The 21,629-nt window shown below is 38.9% G+C and carries 18 protein-coding genes; 11 read left to right on the top strand and 7 right to left on the bottom strand.

Annotated elements, in window-relative coordinates; all coding sequences use genetic code 11:
* The first annotated feature begins 31 nt into the window (after positions 1 to 31).
* The 4 genes from R2Q80_RS09655 to R2Q80_RS09640 all read left to right on the top strand — a co-directional run bounded on the left by R2Q80_RS09655 (position 32) and on the right by R2Q80_RS09640 (position 2,992).
* The gene (locus tag R2Q80_RS09655) at positions 32 to 973 is read left to right on the top strand and encodes an ABC transporter substrate-binding protein (RefSeq protein WP_316799398.1); all 942 of its coding nucleotides are present in this window, start codon (positions 32 to 34) and stop codon (positions 971 to 973) included.
* Positions 973 to 1,659 (top strand): SIR2 family NAD-dependent protein deacylase, encoded by a 687-nt coding sequence (locus tag R2Q80_RS09650; protein WP_316799397.1) that lies wholly within the window; start codon positions 973 to 975, stop codon positions 1,657 to 1,659. Before R2Q80_RS09655 ends, R2Q80_RS09650 begins: the two co-directional genes overlap by 1 nt.
* Positions 1,649 to 2,374 (top strand): diphthine--ammonia ligase, encoded by a 726-nt coding sequence (locus R2Q80_RS09645; RefSeq protein ID WP_316799396.1) that lies wholly within the window; start codon positions 1,649 to 1,651, stop codon positions 2,372 to 2,374. The genes R2Q80_RS09650 and R2Q80_RS09645 overlap by 11 nt, the downstream gene beginning before the upstream one ends.
* Before the next feature lie 129 nt (positions 2,375 to 2,503).
* Positions 2,504 to 2,992 (top strand): YMGG-like glycine zipper-containing protein, encoded by a 489-nt coding sequence (locus R2Q80_RS09640; protein WP_316799395.1) that lies wholly within the window; start codon positions 2,504 to 2,506, stop codon positions 2,990 to 2,992.
* Between the two features lie 73 nt (positions 2,993 to 3,065).
* Here R2Q80_RS09640 and R2Q80_RS09635 read toward each other — a convergent pair whose 3' ends face one another.
* The 3 genes from R2Q80_RS09635 to R2Q80_RS09625 all read right to left on the bottom strand — a co-directional run bounded on the left by R2Q80_RS09635 (position 3,066) and on the right by R2Q80_RS09625 (position 5,964).
* Positions 3,066 to 4,661: a S8 family peptidase gene (locus R2Q80_RS09635; RefSeq protein ID WP_316799394.1), complete on the bottom strand. Its 1,596-nt coding sequence runs from the start codon at positions 4,659 to 4,661 to the stop codon at positions 3,066 to 3,068.
* Positions 4,662 to 4,805: 144 nt separating this feature from the next.
* Positions 4,806 to 5,402: a DUF4142 domain-containing protein gene (locus tag R2Q80_RS09630; RefSeq protein WP_316799393.1), complete on the bottom strand. Its 597-nt coding sequence runs from the start codon at positions 5,400 to 5,402 to the stop codon at positions 4,806 to 4,808.
* Between the two features lie 70 nt (positions 5,403 to 5,472).
* Positions 5,473 to 5,964: a YajQ family cyclic di-GMP-binding protein gene (locus tag R2Q80_RS09625; protein ID WP_316799392.1), complete on the bottom strand. Its 492-nt coding sequence runs from the start codon at positions 5,962 to 5,964 to the stop codon at positions 5,473 to 5,475.
* Between the two features lie 73 nt (positions 5,965 to 6,037).
* Here R2Q80_RS09625 and R2Q80_RS09620 point away from each other — a divergent pair, with 73 nt between their 5' ends.
* From R2Q80_RS09620 to R2Q80_RS09610, 3 genes are all read left to right on the top strand, one after another.
* A complete protein-coding gene (locus tag R2Q80_RS09620) occupies positions 6,038 to 6,667 on the top strand; it encodes a hypothetical protein (protein ID WP_316799391.1) in 630 nt (209 codons plus the stop codon).
* Positions 6,668 to 6,764: 97 nt separating this feature from the next.
* Entirely contained in the window at positions 6,765 to 8,825 is a 2,061-nt protein-coding gene (ppk1, locus tag R2Q80_RS09615; protein ID WP_316799390.1) for a polyphosphate kinase 1, read from the top strand.
* The gene (locus R2Q80_RS09610; protein WP_316799389.1) at positions 8,825 to 9,706 is read left to right on the top strand and encodes an exopolyphosphatase; all 882 of its coding nucleotides are present in this window, start codon (positions 8,825 to 8,827) and stop codon (positions 9,704 to 9,706) included. The genes ppk1 and R2Q80_RS09610 overlap by 1 nt, the downstream gene beginning before the upstream one ends.
* Before the next feature lie 612 nt (positions 9,707 to 10,318).
* On the opposite strand, the gene pgl is transcribed toward R2Q80_RS09610, so the two are convergent.
* The 4 genes from pgl to R2Q80_RS09590 form a co-directional block, all read right to left on the bottom strand.
* Complete coding sequence (pgl, locus tag R2Q80_RS09605) at positions 10,319 to 11,044, bottom strand: 6-phosphogluconolactonase (RefSeq protein WP_316799388.1); 726 nt, start codon at positions 11,042 to 11,044, stop codon at positions 10,319 to 10,321.
* 8 nt (positions 11,045 to 11,052) lie between these two features.
* On the bottom strand, positions 11,053 to 12,567 hold the full coding sequence (gene zwf / locus R2Q80_RS09600; RefSeq protein WP_316799387.1) for a glucose-6-phosphate dehydrogenase: 1,515 nt from the start codon (positions 12,565 to 12,567) through the stop codon (positions 11,053 to 11,055).
* Positions 12,568 to 12,598: 31 nt separating this feature from the next.
* Positions 12,599 to 14,014: an NADP-dependent phosphogluconate dehydrogenase gene (gene gndA, locus R2Q80_RS09595; RefSeq protein ID WP_316799386.1), complete on the bottom strand. Its 1,416-nt coding sequence runs from the start codon at positions 14,012 to 14,014 to the stop codon at positions 12,599 to 12,601.
* A gap of 100 nt (positions 14,015 to 14,114) precedes the next feature.
* Positions 14,115 to 14,870 (bottom strand): ROK family protein, encoded by a 756-nt coding sequence (locus tag R2Q80_RS09590; protein ID WP_316799385.1) that lies wholly within the window; start codon positions 14,868 to 14,870, stop codon positions 14,115 to 14,117.
* 165 nt (positions 14,871 to 15,035) lie between these two features.
* On the opposite strand from R2Q80_RS09590, the gene R2Q80_RS09585 reads away from it, so the two are divergent.
* From R2Q80_RS09585 to R2Q80_RS09570, 4 genes are all read left to right on the top strand, one after another.
* Positions 15,036 to 16,244, top strand: a complete 1,209-nt coding sequence (locus tag R2Q80_RS09585) for a sterol desaturase family protein (protein WP_316799384.1) — start codon at positions 15,036 to 15,038, stop codon at positions 16,242 to 16,244.
* Between the two features lie 79 nt (positions 16,245 to 16,323).
* Positions 16,324 to 16,896 carry an RNA polymerase sigma factor gene (locus R2Q80_RS09580; RefSeq protein ID WP_316799383.1) on the top strand — a complete coding sequence of 191 codons (573 nt, stop codon included), beginning with the start codon at positions 16,324 to 16,326 and terminating at the stop codon, positions 16,894 to 16,896.
* Between the two features lie 116 nt (positions 16,897 to 17,012).
* A complete protein-coding gene (locus tag R2Q80_RS09575) occupies positions 17,013 to 18,011 on the top strand; it encodes a FecR family protein (protein WP_316799382.1) in 999 nt (332 codons plus the stop codon).
* A gap of 125 nt (positions 18,012 to 18,136) precedes the next feature.
* Positions 18,137 to 21,625, top strand: coding sequence for a SusC/RagA family TonB-linked outer membrane protein (locus tag R2Q80_RS09570; protein ID WP_316799381.1), 3,489 nt, complete (start codon positions 18,137 to 18,139; stop codon positions 21,623 to 21,625).
* Positions 21,626 to 21,629: the final 4 nt, after the last annotated feature.

Genomic DNA, 21,629 nt, shown 5'->3' with positions numbered 1-21,629 from the left:
ATCTTTATACTTTGTACTAAAGTTATTTGTTATGTTAAAAGTGGTATCATTCCTTCCTGCAGCAACCAAAATGATCTATGATATGGGCCTTCAGGATCACCTTTACGGAGTAACTTTCGAATGTCCTAAAGAAGCAGCCGAGTTACCAAAAGTTGTACGGTGCATTTTAGAGGGTAAAAATTACTCCAGTGTTGAGATTGATCGGATCTTTTCTGCTTCAAAGGCTCAAGGGAAAAGTTTATACTGGGTAGATGATGATTTATTGGAAAGCATTTCGCCGGATATCGTGTTCACCCAGGACATCTGTGAGGTCTGTAATATCGATACAGTTTGTACTGAGACAGCTGTAATGAAACTAAGCAAACAGCCATTGCTTGTTCCTTTATCACCTAATAATTTGCAAGATGTTCACGTTTGTGCAATTACTATTGCAAAGGCAATGGGTAAGGAAGAAGTAGCATTACAATATCTGAGTGATTTACAAAAAAAGACCGATTACATTCTAGATCAGCTGAGATTAAATAAGGCACCATTAAAGCGGACCATGCTTATGGAGTGGATTGAACCCATTTACAACTGCGGGCATTGGATTCCCTTCCAAATCGCTGCTGCCGGTGGCGTAGACATGCTCTCCAATCCTGCCGGTGATTCTATTGTTACCCAATGGGATAAAATCAGAAAATACAATCCTGAAGTACTTGTGATCGCACCTTGCGGCTTCGATGTAGACCGGAGTACATTGGAAATGGAATTATTAAGCCGGAAGGATGGATGGAATGATCTTGCAGCTGTACAATCCAATCAGGTTTATATTGCGGACTTCGATATGTTTACACAACCCAGTATTGGTACGCTTGTTGATGGAATAGAGGCCTTGGCGTGCATGTTTCATCCTCAGATATTTCAGCCAAGTCCTTTTATCAGTACAAAATTCAGATCATTTAATATTGTACCCCAAAGCATTTCGATTTGATGAAAATAGTTGTTTTAACAGGAGCAGGAATCAGTGCCGAAAGCGGTTTAAAAACTTTCAGGGATGCTGACGGACTTTGGGAAGGGTACAATGTGTATGATGTTGCGACACCGGAGGCGTGGGAACGCAATCCTGTATTGGTTCAGCAGTTCTATAACGAGCGGCGAAAACAGGTGATTGCAGCAAAGCCAAATCGTGCTCATAAGATCCTTGCAGAACTGGAATCTAATTTTGATGTTGAAATTATAACACAGAATATAGATGACTTGCATGAGCGTGCTGGTTCTACCAAGGTTACTCATCTCCACGGAGTTATTACCAAATCTCAATCAGACAGAAGGGCAGACCTGACCTATATAATAGAAGGAGATGAAATCAAAATGGGAGACCTGTGCGAGTTAGGTACTCAACTGCGCCCCCATGTAGTTTGGTTCGGTGAAGCTGTTCCAATGATCGAAGTCGCGGCTAAAATTTGCAGCCAGGCGGACTTATTTGTTTTGATTGGCACTTCACTGGCTGTTTACCCGGCGGCGGGCTTGATAGACTTTATACCTTCAGCTACAAAAAAATACATTATTGATCCGAGGACACCTGATGTTGGGAGATACAAAAATGTGACCACTATACAGCAAGGTGCTGTTGAAGGCATGTCGGCACTGAAAGAAATCCTGTTAAATGGCCGTTAAAAAACGTTGTATCTTTAACTGGAGTGGGGGCAAAGACAGTACATTGGCACTGCACTATGCGTTGGAGGATCCAACCATTGAGATTTGTTATCTGGTTACAACTTTAACTGCTGAGTTTAACCGCATATCGATGCATGGGGTTAGAGAAAGCTTGCTAATTAAGCAGGCGGAAAGCATTGGCATACCTTTATATCAAATCCGGTTGAGCGAAATGCCTACGATGGAACACTATGATGAAACGATGGGCATGCATCTTGCAAAATTAAAGGCGGAAGGTATTACACATTCCATATTTGGTGACATTCACCTTGAAGACCTTCGCGCTTACAGAGAAAAAAAACTGGAAGAAATTGGACTTAAAGCCATATTTCCGCTTTGGAAAATGGACACTCGTTTGCTTATTCAGGAATTTTTAAACCTGAACTATAAAACCATCATGGTATGCACACAACAAAATCTGGAGATGGTATGTGGCGAGGTAATTACCCTGGATCTGATTGATAACTTACCACCTGAAATCGATCCGTGCGGTGAGAATGGCGAATTTCATACGTTCGCTTTCCAAGGGCCTATATTCAGAAAAAAGATAGAATTTGAGCTCGGAGAAAAGATTTTCAAAACTTATCGGGCACCTGTCAATACGGATCCTAAAAACGAAGAAGCGAAAGATTCAACAAGCATATCAGGCTTCTGGTTTATTGATTTAAAAAATTAATTATCTGAACCTAAAACATTTTGGCATCATTTTTTCTTTAGTAGTTGTAGTTAACTAATCGCACATGGAAAGGAACCTGCATCAACTGGGTTAGGTAGCTGATGTAAGATCTGATTAAATTAAAACGTTATGAAAAAGATATTTGTAGTAATTGCATTAAGTTCTGTAATGTTTGCTTGTAACAACAGGGCAAAAGAAGAGGCTGCTTTGAAACAACAGGAAGCTGATAAGCAACTGGCGATTAAAGCCGTTAAGGATAGTTTAAGACTAGATTCATTCAAAAAAGCTGAAACTGCTAAAATTGAAGCTGAAAAAGAGGCTCAACATCAAGCTGAACTTGTTGCAGCCAGAAGAGCGGGAGCAGCATCATCCAGATCTTACTCCAGCTCAGGTGGAAGTTCAAGTTCATATGGTGGTACCACACAGCCTACAGCTAAGAAGAAAGGTTGGAGTGATGCGGCTAAAGGTGCTGTAATTGGTGGTGCCGCGGGTGCTGTTGGTGGTGCATTAATTGATAAGAAAAAAGGCCGTGGTGCAGTTATCGGTGGTTTAGTTGGTGCTGGTGGTGGTTATCTGATCGGAAGAGGAGAAGATAAAAAAAGCGGTAGAGCTCAATAAAAAAAAGTCTTTAATATATGAAAAAGGCGAATCGTTATACGATTCGCCTTTTTTGTTGGATTGTAGTTTTCTACTATTTGTATGTTGCAGCAAGCTTTAGTGCATTGTATGCATTTACAATACCACCACTAATGCATAGGTCTGAAAACGGAACATATACATCCTGTTCAGCACCTTCTTCGCCTTTTTTATAGGAAACATTGTGATTTACTTTTGTAACTGATTTCACGATAATTTCCTTTACCTGAGCCGCACTCAGTTTAGGATAGTATGAACGAATTAATCCTGCTAATCCTGCAACTACTGGTGATGCCATACTCGTGCCATCGAGGTTTTTATATTTCGATCCTGGAACTGTAGAGTAAATCTGTACACCCGGAGCGAATACATCAACCTGAGTTTTACCAAAATTAGAGAAGCTCGCTTTTAAAGTTTCGTCATCTTTTGGACCCGAAGCGCCAACAGTAATCCATGAAGCAATTGTTTTCTCATCAAGGTCTTTATGATTTGGGAAATTATTTTCTACATCGATATCTTTATTTTCGTTTCCAGCGGCCTGAACGATTAACACGTCTTTTGACGCTGCATATTTCATTGCGTCGTTTACTACTGCTTTATTCCATGAATAAGCCTTACCGAAACTCATGTTGATTACTTTGGCGCCATTGTCGACTGCATACCGTATACTGTTTGCGACATCTTTATCCCGTTCATCACCATTCGGCGTACAACGGACACCCATAATTACCACATTATCGGCTACACCTGAAATACCAATTTTATTTGTTCTATCTGCAGCAATGATACCAGCAACATGTGTTCCGTGCATGGCGTCAGGGCCTGCTACATCATTATTGCCATAAAACTTTTCAGTAGCGTCGTTAGGATTATCACCAACTATAGCACGAGGATCATAATCAAGATTAAGGTTATATTCAGCCTGACGGGTGTAGTAATCTAATCCTTCTTTAATCTGATCTTCATAAAAGTCTTTGAAACTTCCTTTCTGTAACTGTTGAGCCATTACCCCTTGAATGCGGCCTTCGACATCAGAAGCTGGCTTAAAGTTTTTAAAGTCATCGGCAGTGGGATTTTCTTTTCCGATTTTCTTTACCACAGCATCCAATGCATTCTTAAAACCAGTGATACCTGCTAAACCCTCTTTGGCTTCTGCGAGTTGTTTTTCCAAATCTGCTCTTTGGGTTTTGAAAGCCTCCCAGTCTTTTTTATCTTTTTCTGCTACAGTAGCATCAGTAGTATTTGCAAAGCGCGTTTGATCGCGACGCACCAAACGGGTAAGTTCCAGGGTTTCAAAATTAACAGATTCTTTGGGGCCACCTATGAAATTCCATCCGTTAATATCATCGGCATAACCATTTTTGTCGTCGTCTTTACCATTACCTGCAATTTCTTTTGCGTTAACCCACATGATGCGTTTAAGATCTTCATGTGTTGATTCAACACCACCATCATTAACTGCAACAATCACTTTGGTTGATTTTTTTCCTTTCAATAGCTCTTTATACGCTTTCTCAGTGCTGATACCAAAGGTGGTATCGGACTTTAAATCAAGGTTTTGCCAATTGGCTTTTTGTGCATTGGCAAAAAGCGGCAAAGCTATCACAAATGTACCTGTAAGTAGTACATTAAATAATTTACTTTTATTCATTTAGTGTCTTTTTGTATTAAACGTCGAAAGTTAATGTTAATTTTTTCTCTGCCCAAAATGTATTAAAAATAATGTCTTTGGGGCATATCAAAAAAAATCCCGGATGATATGTCCGGGATCGTAAACTTTGTGGTGTGCGTTAGGCTATTTTAAATTCAGCGCAATTTTCTTAGCTGTTTCGTCATGTTGTTCAATAACTGTTAGTGTCTTTGTTGCCCATTGTTTCAGGTCGGCATCCCTGTTCGCCAAACCTTCTTTAAACAAGCTAACTGTTTTATCGTGATCAGTTACCATCATAGCGATATAGTGCTTATCAAATTCAGCACCTGTCAGTTTTTTCATCGCATCGATATGAATCTGATCATCAGCAGGCAATGCGTCAGGGGTAATCACTTTCTTAGCTTGAGCCAATTGTTTAAGTTCGGAGTTGACTTTTGAATGATCTTCAAGCATTTTAGCAGCAAAATCTTTTACCTCTTGCGTTGAAGCATTCTTCAAAGCAATTTTCGATGCCTCCACTTCCATGATGCCACCTACGGCTGCTTTTCTCAAAAACGTGGATCCGCTTTCGTCCAGACCGGATTGTGTACTTTCTGAACCGGTAACATGGTTACCGTTTACCATTGTAGTGTCTCCACCTACACTGTCTTTCAACGTTGATGATTTTTTATCAGCAGTTTGGCAGGCCTGAAATGACAAAGCACCTACTACCAACGTAGAAACTAACAATATCTTTTTCATGTTTTCTCTAAATTTTGATGTGTATTCAGAACAAGAGAGACACAAAAAGGTTTTTAAAAGCTAAACGTTACTAGTTTCGCATGTTAATGTACTGGAAAGGTTGACCAAAGTCTTCAGATCTACATAGATTAATTACCGCCTGCAAATCATCAATCTTTTTTGCCGTAACGCGAACCTGATCATCCATAATTGATGGTTGAACTTTCAAACCACTCGCTTTGATTTTTGCTACTACCTTTTTAGAGGCCTCCTTATCCAGTCCTTCTTTGATGGAAATTTCTTTACGGATCATATTTCCTGAAGCGATATTTTCTTTTCCAAAATCCAAACTTTTTGGATCTAGATCTTGTTTCATCATCCTGGAAATAATAGAACCTTCAATAGCCTTTAAACGCATATCATCCTCGGTAATAATGGTTACCACATTTGTTTTCTTATCCAAATCTATTGTACTTTTTGAGCCGTTGAAATCAAATCGGTTCAGAATTTCCTTTTTGGCATTGTTGATCGCATTATCAAGTGTTTGTGCGTCTACTTTACTTACTATATCGAATGAAGGCATGGTTTTAGCTTTAAATTAAAAATAAGTAGATTTAGTACTTCTAAACCTATTTCACAAAAAAACGAAAAATAATATGAAAACCACTAAAGCAAAGTCCCAAAAAAAAGTAACAAAAAAGGATGTTAAAAAACAATTAGAGCAATCTTTAACCGCTCAGTTTTTAGACGTGGTTAAGGGTTTAGGTCATGACGCTTCTGAAATCAGCACCGAAGTTGCAAAGGCCAGTAAAAGGGTTGCTAAAAAACTAACGAAAAAATTTACCATCATAAAGTCGGATGTAGGCCATAAAATTGATGATTTACTTCATTCATCAAAAGAAAAAGTGAAAACTGCGAAGCAGGATGTTAAAAGCACAGCAAGCAAGGCAGAGAAGACAGCTGAAAAGGTAGTTAAAAAAGCGGTTTCAAAAACGAAACCTGTTATTCAGAGCGTGAAAGTTGCAGCTATTGCATCGGAGGAAAAAGTAGTGGAAGCCATTACAAAAACTGCTTCAGCTTTAAAAGAGAAGACTGTAGAACCCGCAGCAGCTAATGTAATAAAAAAGGGTACCGGTGCGGCTAAAAAGGTAGCAAGTGCTGCATCAGTTACTAAGAAAAGTGCGGATAAGGCTGTTGAAAATATACAAGGTAATCTGGAGAATATCACGGAAATAAAGCCGAAAACTGCTGTTAAAAAAGTAGTAAAGAATGTAGCAAAAAAGTAATTTGTTAACGTTAATGAGCGAATGAATTAACATTGACTTAACAAATTAATGTGCAGTTTTGAGCATCCCTGCTTTGCAGGGATTTTTTATTTTTTACATGAGCAAAGAGAAGATTCCTTTTTTTAACCGAGAAATAAGCTGGTTATATTTTAACGACAGGGTGTTACAGGAAGCAGCCGACGAGACTGTGCCGCTTATTGAGCGGATAAAGTTTCTATCTATTTTTTCCTCCAACCTGGAAGAGTTTTACCGGGTACGTGTAGCAACAATGACCCGGCTGACCAACCTCAATGATAAAGCTAAAGCCCTTCTTGGGTTTAACCCGAAAAAGATTCTTAATGAAATTAAAAACATTGTAGTAAAGCAGGAGCGTAAATTTGATCAGTTATTTCAGGCTACATTGATTAATGAACTGGCTCAAAACAGAATCTTCATTTTAAACGACACACAACTTAACGTAAGCAGAGGAGAATTTGTTAAAAATCATTTTAGAGATAAGATTTTATCCAATCTGGTTCCCATTATGGTGGATATGGATAAACCTTTCCCTGAGCTGAAAGACCGGTACTTATATTTCTTCGTCAAGTTATCAAAGAATGAGCATAAGGTAAGGGAGAAATATGCACTCATTGAAATTCCCCCAAATCTTCCACGATTTTTGGTTCTTCCTGAAACGAACGATTTGAAGTTCATCATTCTGGCAGAAGACATCATCCGTTACTGCCTGGATGATATTTTTTACGTATTTACTTACGATAGCCTTGAAGCTTATTCGATTCAACTTACCCGGGATGCTGAACTCGATATTGATAAAAATATCAACGATAAATTTATCGAGGATTTGAAAAGCAGCCTGGAGAAACGTAAAAAAGGCAAGCCTATGCGTTTACTGTATGATTCGGCGATGCCACTAAATATGCTTACTGTGTTGGTTAACAAGCTCAAACTTGAAGCTGAGAGCTTGATCCCCGGGAACAGGTATCATAAATTCGGAGATTTTATTGCGTTTCCTAATGTTGGTAAAAAGGAGCTTGAATACATGCCTAACGTTCCATTGAAGGTTCATGGGTTACACCGTACAGAAAGTGTTTTTGCTAAAATTGCCAAGAAAGACTATCTGGTTAATTTGCCTTATCAGTCTTACGACTATATTATTTTGTTTCTTCGTGAAGCTGCGATAGACCCAAAGGTAACAGAGATTCAAATCACGTTATACCGACTTGCTGAAAACTCTAAAGTCATCAATGCCCTGATTAATGCAGCAAAGAATGGAAAATCTGTATCCGTTTTGGTGGAGCTTAAAGCGCGGTTTGATGAACAGGCTAACATTTTCTGGACAACGAGACTGATGGAAGAGGGGGTGAAGGTAAATTATGGTTTAACTGATTATAAGGTTCATTCTAAAATCTGTCTGGTAAAGCGTATAGAGAAAGACAGACCTGTTTATTACGCCAATTTAGCCACAGGAAACTTCAACGAAAAAACTGCCGGACTGTACTGTGATCATAGTATTTTTACTGCCAGAAAAGAAATCACTAACGATCTGGTCAAATTGTTCGATGCACTCTCTAAACGAACAGTTACCAAAGGTTTTAAGCACCTGATTGTATCACCATTAGAGAGCAGATCAAAACTGATCAACTTCATTAACAGAGAAATCAGAAACGCAAAGACAGGTAAAATTGCCTACATCATGCTCAAAGTAAACAGTTTAGCTGATGAAGGTATTATCAATAAGTTATATGATGCCAGTAACGCCGGTGTGAAAATTCAGCTTATTATTCGCGGTATTTGCTGTTTGGTTCCAGGGGTTAAAGGCTTTAGCGAAAACATTACCGCAATAAGTATCATTGATAAATTTCTAGAACATGCGCGTGTTTACATTTTTAGTAACAATGGGAAAAATGACATGTATTTATCTTCAGCTGATTTGATGAGCAGAAATTTTGAGCACAGAGTAGAGGTGGGTTTCCCGGTACTTGATCCTGAAGTAAAGCAGGAGATACAGGATATGATAGACCTGCAGTTACAGGATAACACCAAGTCGCGGCAAATCAATGCTACAAATAGCAATAAATACCATAAAAACAGGCAAAGTAAAAAGATAAGAGCCCAGGTAGATATTTACAATTATTTAAAAACCAAGCACCAATCCTAATGTTAAGATACGCAGCTGTAGATGTTGGTTCAAACGCAGTGAGATTACTCATCGCCGATATCAGCAAACAAGACGGGGAATATAAATACAAGAAGAACACTTTGATACGCGTACCCTTAAGATTGGGCGATGATGCGTTTTTAGACAAGCATATTTCAGAAAAGAAAACAGGTGATCTGATTAAAACAATGCAAGCCTTTAAGCATTTAATGGATGTTTATCATGTTTCAGAATACCTGGCTTGTGCAACATCAGCGATGCGTGAAGCCAGTAACGGCTTGGATATTGTACAGCAAATTCAGGAGCAAGCAAATCTCAAATTAGAAATTATAGAGGGCCAGCGTGAAGCTAATATTATTTATGCCAACCACATTGAAGCGGACCTTGATGACAGCAAGACGTATCTGTATATAGATGTGGGCGGCGGAAGTACGGAACTATCTGTATTTGTAAAAGGTGTTCCAGAGGCATCGAGATCATTTAACATCGGGACAATCAGGATGCTCGATAATCAGGATAAGGAAGAAACTTGGGACGAAATGAGGGAATGGGTTAAGGAACATACCAAGCAATATAAACACCTAGCTGCTATAGGTACGGGAGGGAACATCAACAAACTATTCAGGATGAGTGAGGAAAAAGAAGGGGCTCCAATGTCTTTGCAAAAACTTAATGCTTTGTATAATAAGCTTACAAGCTATTCACTTAAAGAGAGAATTAATGTTTTAGGTTTAAATACTGATCGTGCAGATGTGATTATCCCTGCATGTGAAATTTATTTAACATTAATGAAGTGGACAGGCATTAAGCAAATATATGTACCTAAGGTTGGTATGGCTGATGGCATTATTAAGTTGCTTATTGAGGAAAAGTTAGACTAATTCGGCCTGATGAAAAAACCTAAATCCGAACCGATGGGTAGGTGGTGGTGCACATGAGCTCGGTCATGCCTTCGGCTTGCCACACCCCGATAACTAAAGTAGTTTAGCAGTCATGTGGACTGGTTACCTCACATTTCCAAACACGATACTTCAACAAACAGATAGAGATATACTAAACAAAAGTTTATTTTTTAAGTGATACCGTGTGAATAAACCTAATTCACATTTACGAACCTTTATATGCCATTTGCATAACGTTTTTCACTTCACCATTTATATCATCTGTAAAAAGAGCCGGAAATAGTTGTTAAACTGATCTTTACCCGGGACCTGTACAATTTTTGTAAAGCACAGGTTATCCTCATAAGCCTGGTTAAATGGAAAGACAACATGGATAAAACTTTTACCAAACTGTGTTACAAAGGCGCATTTTGATTGTCCTTCGATAGCAATCATTGATTTTAAGGGATTCAGTTTTATATCGCCAATTTGAGAATCTTGATAAATAAAAAAAACGGAATAAACTTATATTCCGTTTTATCATTTAACATTTCATCAATACTTTTATTGTCTTTCACATTAAAAAACAATTATTCTGGATGAAAGGTATTTCTATCCTTCCAAAAGTGCTGTTGCTTTCTCATCAACAAAGAAAGTAAGCTTGCCATCAATCGGATCAATTAACTGGGAAGGATATAGGTCGAAGTTTTTTTCGGAATCACCCACCACATGCTTAATTGCTTCTGCTTTGTTCTCGCCAAATACAAGAAATGCAACATGATCTGCTTTATTAATTAGGGGGGCAGTAAAGCTTATGCGATATGTATCGAGTTTCTCTACATATACCGATGCGATATTAACCTCTTCATTTTTCACAAGCGTTGTATGAGGGAAAATTGAAGCAGTGTGTGCATCATCACCCATGCCTAAAAGAATTAAATCGAAGGCAGGATCTTCACCTTTGAAATGGGTATCAATTGCTTTTTTATATTCAATTGCCGCCTTCTCTGGTGCCAGTGAGGTATTTACATAAAATACATGATCTTCATTGATGCCAAGCGGATCAAGAAGATATGTTTTTGCCATCAGGCCATTGTAGTCTTTATGATCGGCAGGAACGTTTCTTTCATCACCGAAGAAGAAATAGACTTTTTCCCAATCAATACGGTGCTGGCATTCGGTAGCTAGGTATTGATACAGTGCTTTTGGTGAGCTTCCTCCGGTGAGCACAAAATTGAAACGATCGTTTTCTTCGATCGACATTTCTGCAATCTTGATTACGAAATCGGCCAGATCCTGGTTAAGCTCTTCGAGGGTTTTATATATTAATAAATTCATTGTCTATGCTATTCTTTGTTTTTTAACGGGAGGTTGAACCAGTGGAAACCGTCTCTGGCAATAAGCGCTTCAGCTTCCTCAGGGCCCCAGCTATCTGCAGGATAGTTAGGGAAGTTAATAGACTTTTTGCTTTCCCAGGTATTTAAAATTGGCATGACTAATTCCCAGGCAGCTTCCACCTGATCGCCACGCATAAACAGCGTCTGATCGCCCATCATAGCATCGAGTAATAATGTTTCGTAAGCCTCTGGGGTATCACCTTCATAAGTTCCTTTATAATCGAATACCATATCAACCGGGTTTAGTACCATATCCAGACCTGGTCTTTTTGCCTGAACTTGTAAACGGATACTCATTTCTGGCTGAATACTGATTACCAGACGATTTTGTTGCCAGTTTTCAGTAACACCTGAAGAAAATATCTGATGTGGAACATCTCTGAACTGAACAGTGATTAAAGATGATGTTTGGTTAAGGCGTTTACCTGTTCTTAAATAAAAAGGAATGCCTTGCCATCTCCAGTTATCGATATGGAATTTAACTGCGGCAAAAGTTTCAGTATTTGAATGAGCATCGACACCTTTTTCCTGACGGTAACCTGGAACTTCTTTTCCTTCCACCCAGCCTTTGCTGTATTGGCCACGCACAGTGTGAAAACGAATATCTTCAGCAGAGAACGGTCGCATTGCTTTTAAAACTTCTACTTTCCGGTTTCTAATTTCGTCGGCATCAAAATTAATTGGTGCTTCCATACCAATAAGGCAAAGTAACTGAAGTAGGTGGTTCTGGATCATATCTCTTAATGCACCGGAACCCTCATAGTATCCTCCACGATCTTGTACACCTAATTGTTCTGTTACCGAAATCTGAACATGGTCAATATACGATCTGTTCCATAGTGGTTCGAACAACGCATTGGCGAAGCGGAAAGCCATCATATTTTGTACCGTTTCTTTACCCAGATAATGATCAATACGGTAGATCTGTTTCTCGGTGAAGATGGTACTCAATAGGGTATTTAATTCTTTAGCAGATTCAAGATCGTGACCGAAAGGTTTTTCAATAACAATACGGCTATTATCTTCATCCTGCGTAAGTTTATATTTCTGCAGACATTCAGCAATGATCGGGAAGAAATTCGGTGCTACAGCCAGATAGAAAATTACCTGTGTACCCGCACCATATTCTTTTTGATATTTTTCTACAGCAGCCTTTAAATTTTCAAATGTTTTCGGTTGTGCAAAGTCGGTAGGGCAATAATGGATGGTATTTCCAAAGTCGTCCCATTTTTCTTTTTGAACCTTGCCAGATCTGGAAAATTGATTAACCGCTTCTTCCAGAGCTGTTTTATAACTATCATCAGTAAATTCAGTTCTGCCCGTTCCAATTATGGCGAACTTATCTGGCATGTAACCTTCAATAAACAGGTTGTAAAGCGCAGGAGCAAGTTTTCTTTTATTTAAATCACCTGTACCTCCAAATATTACAAATATTGTAGGATTTAATGCGGTTTTGGTTTTCATTTTATGTAAAGCTTCGTGAGTCTTCTGTGAATTATGCTGGTTTGTTCCATTCTGCATGGAACACGCCATCTTTATCAATACGTTCGAAGGTATGAGCACCAAAGAAATCTCTCTGTGCCTGTATTAAATTAGATGGCATTCTACCTGTGGTAATGGTATCAAAATAGGTAAGGGTAGAGGCAAAAGCTGGAATGCCCAGACCTGAATTGATGCATGCAGTAACAGTTTTGCGCGTTCCCGAAAGTGTACCTTTAATGATTTTCTGAATGTCGGCATCGGCAAATAAATGCTCTAAAGCATTGTCTTTGCCATAGGCTTTATAAATATCAGCTAAGAATGTTGCTCTGATGATACATCCGCCTCTCCATATTTTTGCGATCTCGTCAAGTTTCAAATCGTACTGATATTCTTTGGATGCCTGTACTAGCAGGTGTAAACCCTGTGCATACGCACTGATCATGGAGAAATAGAAAGCATCTTCCAACTCAGCCACTGTAACATCGATTTTTGTGTCTTTTTTTCCAAATCCTTCTTCTAAAGAGACCCTTAGTTTTTTGAATTTAGACAAGTCACGATTGGAAACCGCTTCATTAATGGTAGGTATCGGCAACTGAAGTTCCATAGATACTTCAGAAGTCCATTTACCTGTCCCTTTTGAACGTGCTTCATCTTTGATGACATCCAAAAGATCACTTTCAGTTTCTGTATCTTTTACTAAAAAGATTTCTGCGGTAATTTCCAGCAAGAATGATTGCAAACGGCCTTCATTCCATTTTTTAAATACTTGATAAATATCCTGATTTGAATAACCTAATCCGTTTTTAAGAATACCATATGCTTCGGCAAGGAGTTCCATAATGGCGTATTCTATACCATTGTGTACCATTTTAACAAAGTGACCAGAAGCGCCCGGGCCGATGTAGGTTACGCAAGGATCGGTACCAACTTTGGCTGCTACTGCATCAAAAACCTCTTTTACTACATTATAAGCCTGTTTATCTCCACCCGGCATCATACTAGGGCCAAAGCGTGCACCTTCCTCACCACCAGAAATACCCATTCCGAAGAAGTGTAAGCCATCTTTTTCTAGTTCATCAACACGACGGTTGGTATCTGTAAAGTGCGAATTTCCGCTGTCGATAATGATATCACCCTTGCTCAAAAGCGGTTTCAATTCAGCAATAACGCTATCTACAATTGGTCCGGCTGGAACTAATAGGATTAACGTTCTTGGAGTTTGTAAGCTATCAATAAATTTCTCAATGTCACCAAATCCTTCCAGGTTATGTTCTTTTCCTTCTTCTTCAAGTTTAGCGATCATTTTCTGATCCTTATCGTAACCTGTAACAGAAAAGCCTTTATCAGCCATGTTTAATAAAAGGTTGCGGCCCATTGTGCCTAAACCGATCATTCCCAATTTATATTTTTTTAAATCGTTACTTGCCATTTTTCATTATTATTATATAGTCAAAATTAGGGTTTACAAATCAATATTTTATGCATTGATGTTAAATGAATGCAATAAATCTTATTTGATAGTGTACAAATTACACTTCTGGATTTACTGTAAAGATATTATACTTATCTGCCAGTTTCCAAAGCTTAGCACCGCCTTTGATTCCATCTCGGTTGGTAACCAGTTTAATGTTGCTTTCAAGTTTAAAATCAATCTGTTTAGAGTTTCCACCACCGATATAAAGGGTATCGTAATTAAATACAGTTTTATAAATTTCAATTACTTTTTTCAGCCGTTTATTCCAGCGTTCGCTACCATGTTTTTCAAATGCGCGGTTGCCGATATAGTCGTCGTAATCTTCTTCTTTATTAATCGGAAAATGAGCCAGTTCCAGGTGAGGAAGTAGTTCGCCATCAAATAATAACGCGGTTCCGAAGCCTGTACCTACGGTAAACATAATTTCAAAACCTTTACCTTCAACCACGCCAAGTCCTTGCTGATCTGCATCGTTGACGAGTCTCACAGGTTTCATTAGTGCATTTGCAACGCGTTGGGCCAGGTCGACATCTGCCCATTTGTTTTTAGCAAGATTAGGAGCGGTTTTAACGACACCATTCTTTACGTAACCCGGAAATCCTATGGAAATCCTGTTATACGTATCGGGAAAAGGCTTCACCAATTCCACAATACCATTTACAATGTCCTTCGGTGTGGCTTCGACTGGCGTTTTAGTTTTTACATATTCGTTAAGCATGTTCCCACCTTCATCTAAAAGAACCGATTTAATGCTCGTACCGCCAATATCAATGGACAGGATGTTGTTTCCAGCTTGTGTTTTAGTCACCATGGTTATTAAATTGTGTGCGCCGAAGTTCTGCAAATAATTCTAAACAACAAATATAAATTGGTGAGGGAAGTAATTTATATGTAAATAAATAATACACAATATCTACGTATTTAGTAGAATATTTTTAAGTTTGCTTCGTTTAACTTTTAAAGATACCAGCAATATATGACTATCAACTATCTGGCTTTTGCAATTCCAGCTTTTTTTATCTTCGTATACATAGAATTTAAAATAGCCAAATATAAAAACAGGAGTGGTATTTTTAAATACGAAAGTTCCGTTGCAAACTTTAGCGTTGGCATTGCAGAGCGGTTGCTTAATCTGTTTATAGCAGCAAGTTTTTACGAGGTATACCGCTGGGTATATAACGAGTATGCTCTTTTAGATATCAGCAATAAGTGGTATATGTGGATTTTGCTTTTACTGACTACAGATTTTGTATGGTACTGGTATCACAGACTGGGGCATGAAATCAATTTTTTATGGGCGGCACATATCGTACACCATCAAAGTGAAGAGTTTAACCTGACTGCCGCTGCAAGAATTACCACGATACAAGCCATTTTCAGGAACGTTTTCTGGTGTGTATTGCCGTTGATCGGATTTCATCCTAATATGATTATTACCATTTTGCTGGTACACGGAGCTTATTCTTTTTTCACACATACTCAGTTGATTGGTAAGCTGGGCTGGCTCGAAAATATATTCATTACACCCTCGCTACACGGGGTGCATCACGCATCTAACGAACAGTACCTTGATAAGAATTATGGTGACGTTTTTGTGTTTTGGGATAAATTATTTGGGACATTTCAACAGGAAGAAGAAAAACCGAGTTACGGATTGACGCATCCAATTAAGAGCTACAGTTTTTTATGGCAGCATTTTCACTACTATCTTGAAATTGCTGAAGCATACCGCAGAGGGAAAGGAATTAAAGAAAAATGGAATGCAGTTTTCGGCAGTCCTGCATTAATGGATCAGAATATTCGGCCTGTATTAGAGCGTCGTTTTGCTCAAAACAAACAAAACAAGTCTGGCAAAATCAGATTCAAGATATATTTAAATATACAGCTTATTGGGGTCGTGGCTTTGCTTACGCTGCTAACTGCATTATTTGGATCGATTGGGCCGGCAGATCGGATTGCGGCACTTCTTTTTGCGTTACTTACGCTGATCAATATTGGTGCGTTGCTGGAGCAGCGGAAATGGATTTACTACCTTGAATTTATCCGTATCGTATTTATATCGGCCTATATATTTAATTTATATCATGCTATTTCGCTCACCATTTTTCCCATAGCTATGCTTATATTATTAGAACGGTGGTATTCAATCAGTAAAATGTACGCGCGATACGTGTTTCAAACCTAACAAAATTAATACTTCCATAACCTAAGCGCCAAATAAATTTAACATTGGCATAATATTGCGGGGTTACATTTGCGTACAAATGAGGGAGTATATTCTAAAGAGTGATGAAGACCTGATGTCTTTATTAAAATGCAATGATGCGCGTGCTCTGGAGTCGCTTTTTGAGCGGTACTATAGTCAGTTATGCAAGTTTACTTCTATTTATTTAAATGATTATAGTAAGGCCGAAGAACTTATTGCGGATTTGTTTATCAAACTCTGGGATAAACGTGCGACGATTGAAATTATCTCTTTGAAGAAATATCTTTTCGTTTCAGCAAGAAATACTGCACTTAATGAAATTCAACGTGTTAAACTAGACACCTCCCGCCTTGATGATCACGAAGAAAGCTTACTCATTTCGGATGAACGGCTGAACCCTTATGAATTATTAAGCAGCCGTGAGTCATACAAGGAAATTATCGACCTTATTCATCAGTTACCGGAGCGCCAAAGAGAGGTGCTGTTGATGAGCCGCCTTGAAATGTTCGAAAAGAGTACCATATCTGAAGTGTTGGGGATCACTATAAGGACTGTTGAAACATTACTTTATCAAGCGGTTAAAAATCTAAGAACACTCATCTCCCGTCCTAACCAAAGTTCTACTATTTAATTCCCCAGCACAACCACCATTCAAAAACAATTAACGGTTTCTTAATAATATCTTAACCAGTTTCGCTACGTAGAAGCGACCATAATCCTGTCTTAGTGTTAGAACAACGCTATCACATGGATAAACATTATTACAAATTAATTGAGGATTTCACCAAGAAGAACATCAGCAGCGAAGATCTAGCTGATTTGATGTTATGGGTGGATAAAAGCAAGGAGAACCAGCAAATTTTTAGGGAGGTGGTTAAATCCTATGAAGCTGCAGATAGCTTTTTTGAGGCGCCGCAAAAACAACAGCAAAGCTGGGCTAAAATTCAGCAGCGACTTATTTTACAAGAGCCTGACGTAAATGTACCTGTTAATACACGATCGTTTAAGCAATTGCTCTTGATAGCTGCAGCAATTATTGTCACTTTTTCTGTTTCCATCATCTATTTTCAACAATACTATGTAAGGACAAAAGCACCAATTGTTTTTCATGAGATCTACAACCCAAAGGGACAAAAGCGACTGGTAACCATGCCGGATGGTTCGAGTATTTACCTAAATGGTGACAGCAAAATAAAATATGCGGAAAACTTCGATAAAGGAAAGAGAATAGTTTATCTGGAGGGCGAGGCGTTTTTTGATGTGCAGCACAGGCCTAAACAACCATTTATAGTTTACAGCGGAAAAGTAGCCACTTCGGTACTTGGAACATCTTTCAATGTTAATTGGTACAATGGTGCAGATAAAGTAAAGATTACGGTAAAGACGGGAAAGGTAGGTGTGGTTTTCAGTAGGGGAAAAACAAAACATGTAACCTACTTATTGCCAAATGAGCAATTGAGTGTATTGAATAACGGAGAATCGATCAAGAAATCAAACCTGGATGCTGATGAAATTGATTCGTGGCGGGTTTATAAAATGGTTTTTTACGATCAGCCATTATCGGAAATTATGAAGGTAATTGAGCGTGAATATGATGTTGATATCACTTTTAAAAACCAAGCCTTAAAACATATTAAACTGACAACAAAGTTTGATAAATGTTCGGTAATACAACTTATGGATATGATTGCACAGTTATCCAATTTAAAATACACCATCTATGGAAAAAAGATAACCATTTATTAGAGACCTAAAAAACCAAACATGATTTAAAATTTACCCAGAGGAAAATACCCGAAATGCTGGACACATTTCAGGCCTGTAAAGAGTTAAACTCCATTTAAAACGACAAAGTAAAACTTAGTAAAAATATGAAAATTAATACGAGATGGTTAAAAATTATCCATCAGTACGCATCAAAACTCACCATTTTACTTGCTATGATATTGCTGCAAGTTCAACTGGCCAATGCACAGATAGATAAGAGGATCCTGTTTGAAGCAGATGGAATTACGTTAAAGAAGGCTTTTGGAGAATTGGAAAAGCTAAGTGGCCGTAGTATCAGCTATAACAATACGCAGTTAAATGATCAAAGAAAAGTGTATGTAGCCCGGGGTGAACGCTCCGTAGGAGAGGTTTTCGGTCTTCTTTTAAAAAACACTCCTTTCGATTTTAAGGTTAACGCAAGCGGCAATGTACTCATTATCGCCAGAAGCACAACTTCAGGAACTATTACTGGGAAGGTATTGGATGAAAATAAGCAACCTATACCGGCAGCAACTGTTAAGGTTGTAGAATTGAACAAGCTTACTCAAACCAATAATGATGGTAACTTCAGTATTAGCGTACCTGCGGGATCATATACAATTGAAGCAAGTTACATTTCCTATGAGAAAAGCAAGATTCAAAACGTAAACGTTTCTACCGGAGGAACAATCAAGCTGAACATTCAACTGAAGCAATCGGATAATTCGCTGGATGATGTTGTGGTTACAGCGTTGGGTATTAAACGTTCAGAAAGAGCTTTAGGATATGCTGTTACCACCTTAGATAGTTCTGCTTTTACAAACGCTGTTGCTACCAACTGGACCGATGCATTATCGGGTAAAGTTGCTGGGTTAAATCTGGTACGTAATAGCGGACTGGCTGCATCGAATAAAATTATTCTTCGTGGGGAAAACAATCTAACGGGCGATAATGAGGCATTAATTGTGATTGATGGTGTTGTGGCCAGTAGTAGTGCTAAGCGTACAGCCGGAACGGGTGGTGGCGTATATGGTACATCAGGTGATATTCTACCAACTGATTTTGGGAGCGCACTGAATGATTTAAGTCCGGATGAAATTGAGAATGTTACGGTATTAAAAGGCCCGGCGGCCTCTGCACTTTACGGACAACGTGGCGCTAATGGTGCAATTGTGATTACCACGAAATCAGCAGGTAGCAGTAAAAAGAAGTTCAGCATTAACTTCACCTCCAACACTGCCTTCGAAGAGATTAACCGGGGGCCGGATATCCAGCAGGAATATGGTGCAGGCGTAAGCGGAGCAAGTTATTATTCTTTTGGCGCAAGCGCAGATGGAGCAAGTAATAGTGCTACAAGTTCAACTTACGGGCCTAGGTTTGATGGCACCAGTATGTTTTTCCAATACGACCCTGCTACGCAGAAAGGTGGTACAAACCGTACACCTTGGGTTGCCTATCCCAACGCACTGGATGCATTCTTTAAAACAGGAATTGAAACCACGAATTCTGTAAGTCTTGATGGTAATGCAGGAAAAGTTGGCTTGCGTTTCACAGCCAACCATGGTAATAACGACTGGATCATCCCCAATACTAATTTGGAACGTACTTCACTTTCGTTATCAGCAAACAGCAATGTATCAAAGAAACTAAACATTGTGATGAAGGCTAGCTACAACAACAGGCATAGTGATAATCTTCCTGCAACAGGCTATGGTAATCAATCATTGATGTACTGGTTTATGTTTGCTCATCCAAACATGAATCTTGATTGGTTTAAAGACTATTGGGTGGCCGGTCAGGAACAAAGAAAGTTTGTAGATTTAACCTCAAGTTTTCCTGAGGGTCCATATGCCATTTCAGAACAATATTTAAACGGACAAAGACGAAACGGAATTTTAGGGAATATCCAGGCAACTTACAAGTTTACTAACGAGCTAAGTTTATTAGTAAGGTCTTCAATCGATTTCAATCATGATATCCGGGAAACCCGCAGGCCATGGGATGCTGCCGGGGCTAAATTTGCACAAGGGTCTTATCGCGTTCAGGATATCAACTCTTATGAGATTAACGCAGATTTCTTGTTGCGGTATAACAAAGATATTACTAAGGATTTTAAGCTTTCTGCAACAGTTGGCGGAAGCCAGCTGAGAAACCGATATTACAAATCTGAACTTCGGGCAGATGGCCTGGTAATTCCAGGTGTATATAGTCTCGATAACAATCAAAACCCGTTGATATCTGTACCTGATACTGCTAGATACAATATTAATAGTTTGTATGGTACGATGTCCTTGTCACTCAAAAACTATTTGTTTTTGGATTTAACCGGCAGACAGGATTGGAACAGTACCCTGGCATCACCTCTCCGTACTGATAATGTAGGGTTCTTTTATCCATCAGCAAGTTTATCTTTTATTGCTTCAGATTTCTGGAAGCTTCCATCTCAGATTAGCTACCTTAAATTACGTGGATCAATTGCTCAGGTAGGGAGCGGCGGAACAACACCTTACCGTACTGCCTATAATTACACACTAGCTGCAAACGGAATTTATCCGGGTGGAGCGATGACAAATCCGACCATCCTCCCAAACATTAACCTAAAGCCCCTTTCAACTACCACAATAGAGGTAGGTGCGGAGCTAAAATTATTTAAGAACAGATTAAATTTTGATTTTGCCGCTTATACCGGAAACACCAAGAATCAGATATTAAGTCGTTCAATCGATCGTGCTACCGGTTACTCGATTGCGATATTCAATGCCGGCCGTGTAGATAATAAAGGTATTGAGCTATCGTTAAATGCCATACCAATTCAAACGAGATCATTTAAATGGACAGTTAACGGAACATTCTCTGCGAATAGAAATACGATCAAAGAATTGGCCGATAGTTCAGTGATTCTTCGCACAGGTGCACTTGGAGGCACCCAGATTGTAGCGAATGTTGGGGGAAGTTTAGGTGATATTTATGGTTTTGGTTTAAAACGCTCTCCAGACGGACAAATCATTTATGATAACACAGGTAAGGCTATAGTAGATCAAACACAGTTAAAATATCTAGGAAATACTATGCCTAAATTCAGATTCAGTTTTGGAACAGGCGTAACGATTAAGAGGTTTAGTGCAAATGTTTTATTTGATGCACAACTTGGTGCCGTTGCACACTCTTTAACTTTCGCCCGTATGGCTGGTTTGGGTAAACTAAAAATAACATTACCAGGAAGGTATGGTGGTTTAGTAGGTGAGGGTGTAACATTAAATGCGGACGGCATAACTTATAGTCCGAATACGACCGTTGCAACTGATGTAGGCGCATTTTATGAGGCGATGTACGGATCGCAAAATGCTGAAGGGAGTACCTTCAGAACTGACTTTCTGAAGTTTAGGGAAGCCAATTTGAATTATTCGCTCTCCAAAAGACTTGTTGCCAGTTTGGGTTTAAGCCGCATAACGGTTGGTGTATATGGACGTAATCTCTTCACTTGGTCGCCATGGCCTGCTTTTGACCCTGAGTTCGGTACCATATCAGGAAGCGATATCGTTCAGGGCTTTGAAGTGGGACAATTACCATCTACAAGAACTTTTGGGGCGCGTTTAGTTGTGGGAATTAACTAATAAT

This window comes from Pedobacter frigidisoli, assembly GCF_032678525.1.
Lineage (GTDB): Bacteria > Bacteroidota > Bacteroidia > Sphingobacteriales > Sphingobacteriaceae > Pedobacter > Pedobacter frigidisoli_A.
This window is presented reverse-complemented; position numbering and strand designations above follow the sequence as displayed.

Excerpts from the sequence above, each read along its gene's own strand:
- R2Q80_RS09610 (WP_316799389.1), top strand. The coding sequence starts at position 8,825 with ATGTTAAGATACGCAGCTGTAGATGTTGGTTCAAACGCAGTGAGATTA.
- R2Q80_RS09635 (WP_316799394.1), bottom strand. The coding sequence starts at position 4,661 with ATGAATAAAAGTAAATTATTTAATGTACTACTTACAGGTACATTTGTG.
- R2Q80_RS09630 (WP_316799393.1), bottom strand. The coding sequence starts at position 5,402 with ATGAAAAAGATATTGTTAGTTTCTACGTTGGTAGTAGGTGCTTTGTCA.
- R2Q80_RS09645 (WP_316799396.1), top strand. The coding sequence starts at position 1,649 with ATGGCCGTTAAAAAACGTTGTATCTTTAACTGGAGTGGGGGCAAAGAC.
- pgl (WP_316799388.1), bottom strand. The coding sequence starts at position 11,044 with ATGAATTTATTAATATATAAAACCCTCGAAGAGCTTAACCAGGATCTG.
- R2Q80_RS09585 (WP_316799384.1), top strand. The coding sequence starts at position 15,036 with ATGACTATCAACTATCTGGCTTTTGCAATTCCAGCTTTTTTTATCTTC.
- zwf (WP_316799387.1), bottom strand. The coding sequence starts at position 12,567 with ATGAAAACCAAAACCGCATTAAATCCTACAATATTTGTAATATTTGGA.
- ppk1 (WP_316799390.1), top strand. The coding sequence starts at position 6,765 with ATGAGCAAAGAGAAGATTCCTTTTTTTAACCGAGAAATAAGCTGGTTA.
- R2Q80_RS09650 (WP_316799397.1), top strand. The coding sequence starts at position 973 with ATGAAAATAGTTGTTTTAACAGGAGCAGGAATCAGTGCCGAAAGCGGT.
- R2Q80_RS09590 (WP_316799385.1), bottom strand. The coding sequence starts at position 14,870 with ATGGTGACTAAAACACAAGCTGGAAACAACATCCTGTCCATTGATATT.
- R2Q80_RS09655 (WP_316799398.1), top strand. The coding sequence starts at position 32 with ATGTTAAAAGTGGTATCATTCCTTCCTGCAGCAACCAAAATGATCTAT.
- R2Q80_RS09570 (WP_316799381.1), top strand. The coding sequence starts at position 18,137 with ATGAAAATTAATACGAGATGGTTAAAAATTATCCATCAGTACGCATCA.
- R2Q80_RS09640 (WP_316799395.1), top strand. The coding sequence starts at position 2,504 with ATGAAAAAGATATTTGTAGTAATTGCATTAAGTTCTGTAATGTTTGCT.
- gndA (WP_316799386.1), bottom strand. The coding sequence starts at position 14,014 with ATGGCAAGTAACGATTTAAAAAAATATAAATTGGGAATGATCGGTTTA.
- R2Q80_RS09620 (WP_316799391.1), top strand. The coding sequence starts at position 6,038 with ATGAAAACCACTAAAGCAAAGTCCCAAAAAAAAGTAACAAAAAAGGAT.
- R2Q80_RS09580 (WP_316799383.1), top strand. The coding sequence starts at position 16,324 with ATGAGGGAGTATATTCTAAAGAGTGATGAAGACCTGATGTCTTTATTA.
- R2Q80_RS09575 (WP_316799382.1), top strand. The coding sequence starts at position 17,013 with ATGGATAAACATTATTACAAATTAATTGAGGATTTCACCAAGAAGAAC.
- R2Q80_RS09625 (WP_316799392.1), bottom strand. The coding sequence starts at position 5,964 with ATGCCTTCATTCGATATAGTAAGTAAAGTAGACGCACAAACACTTGAT.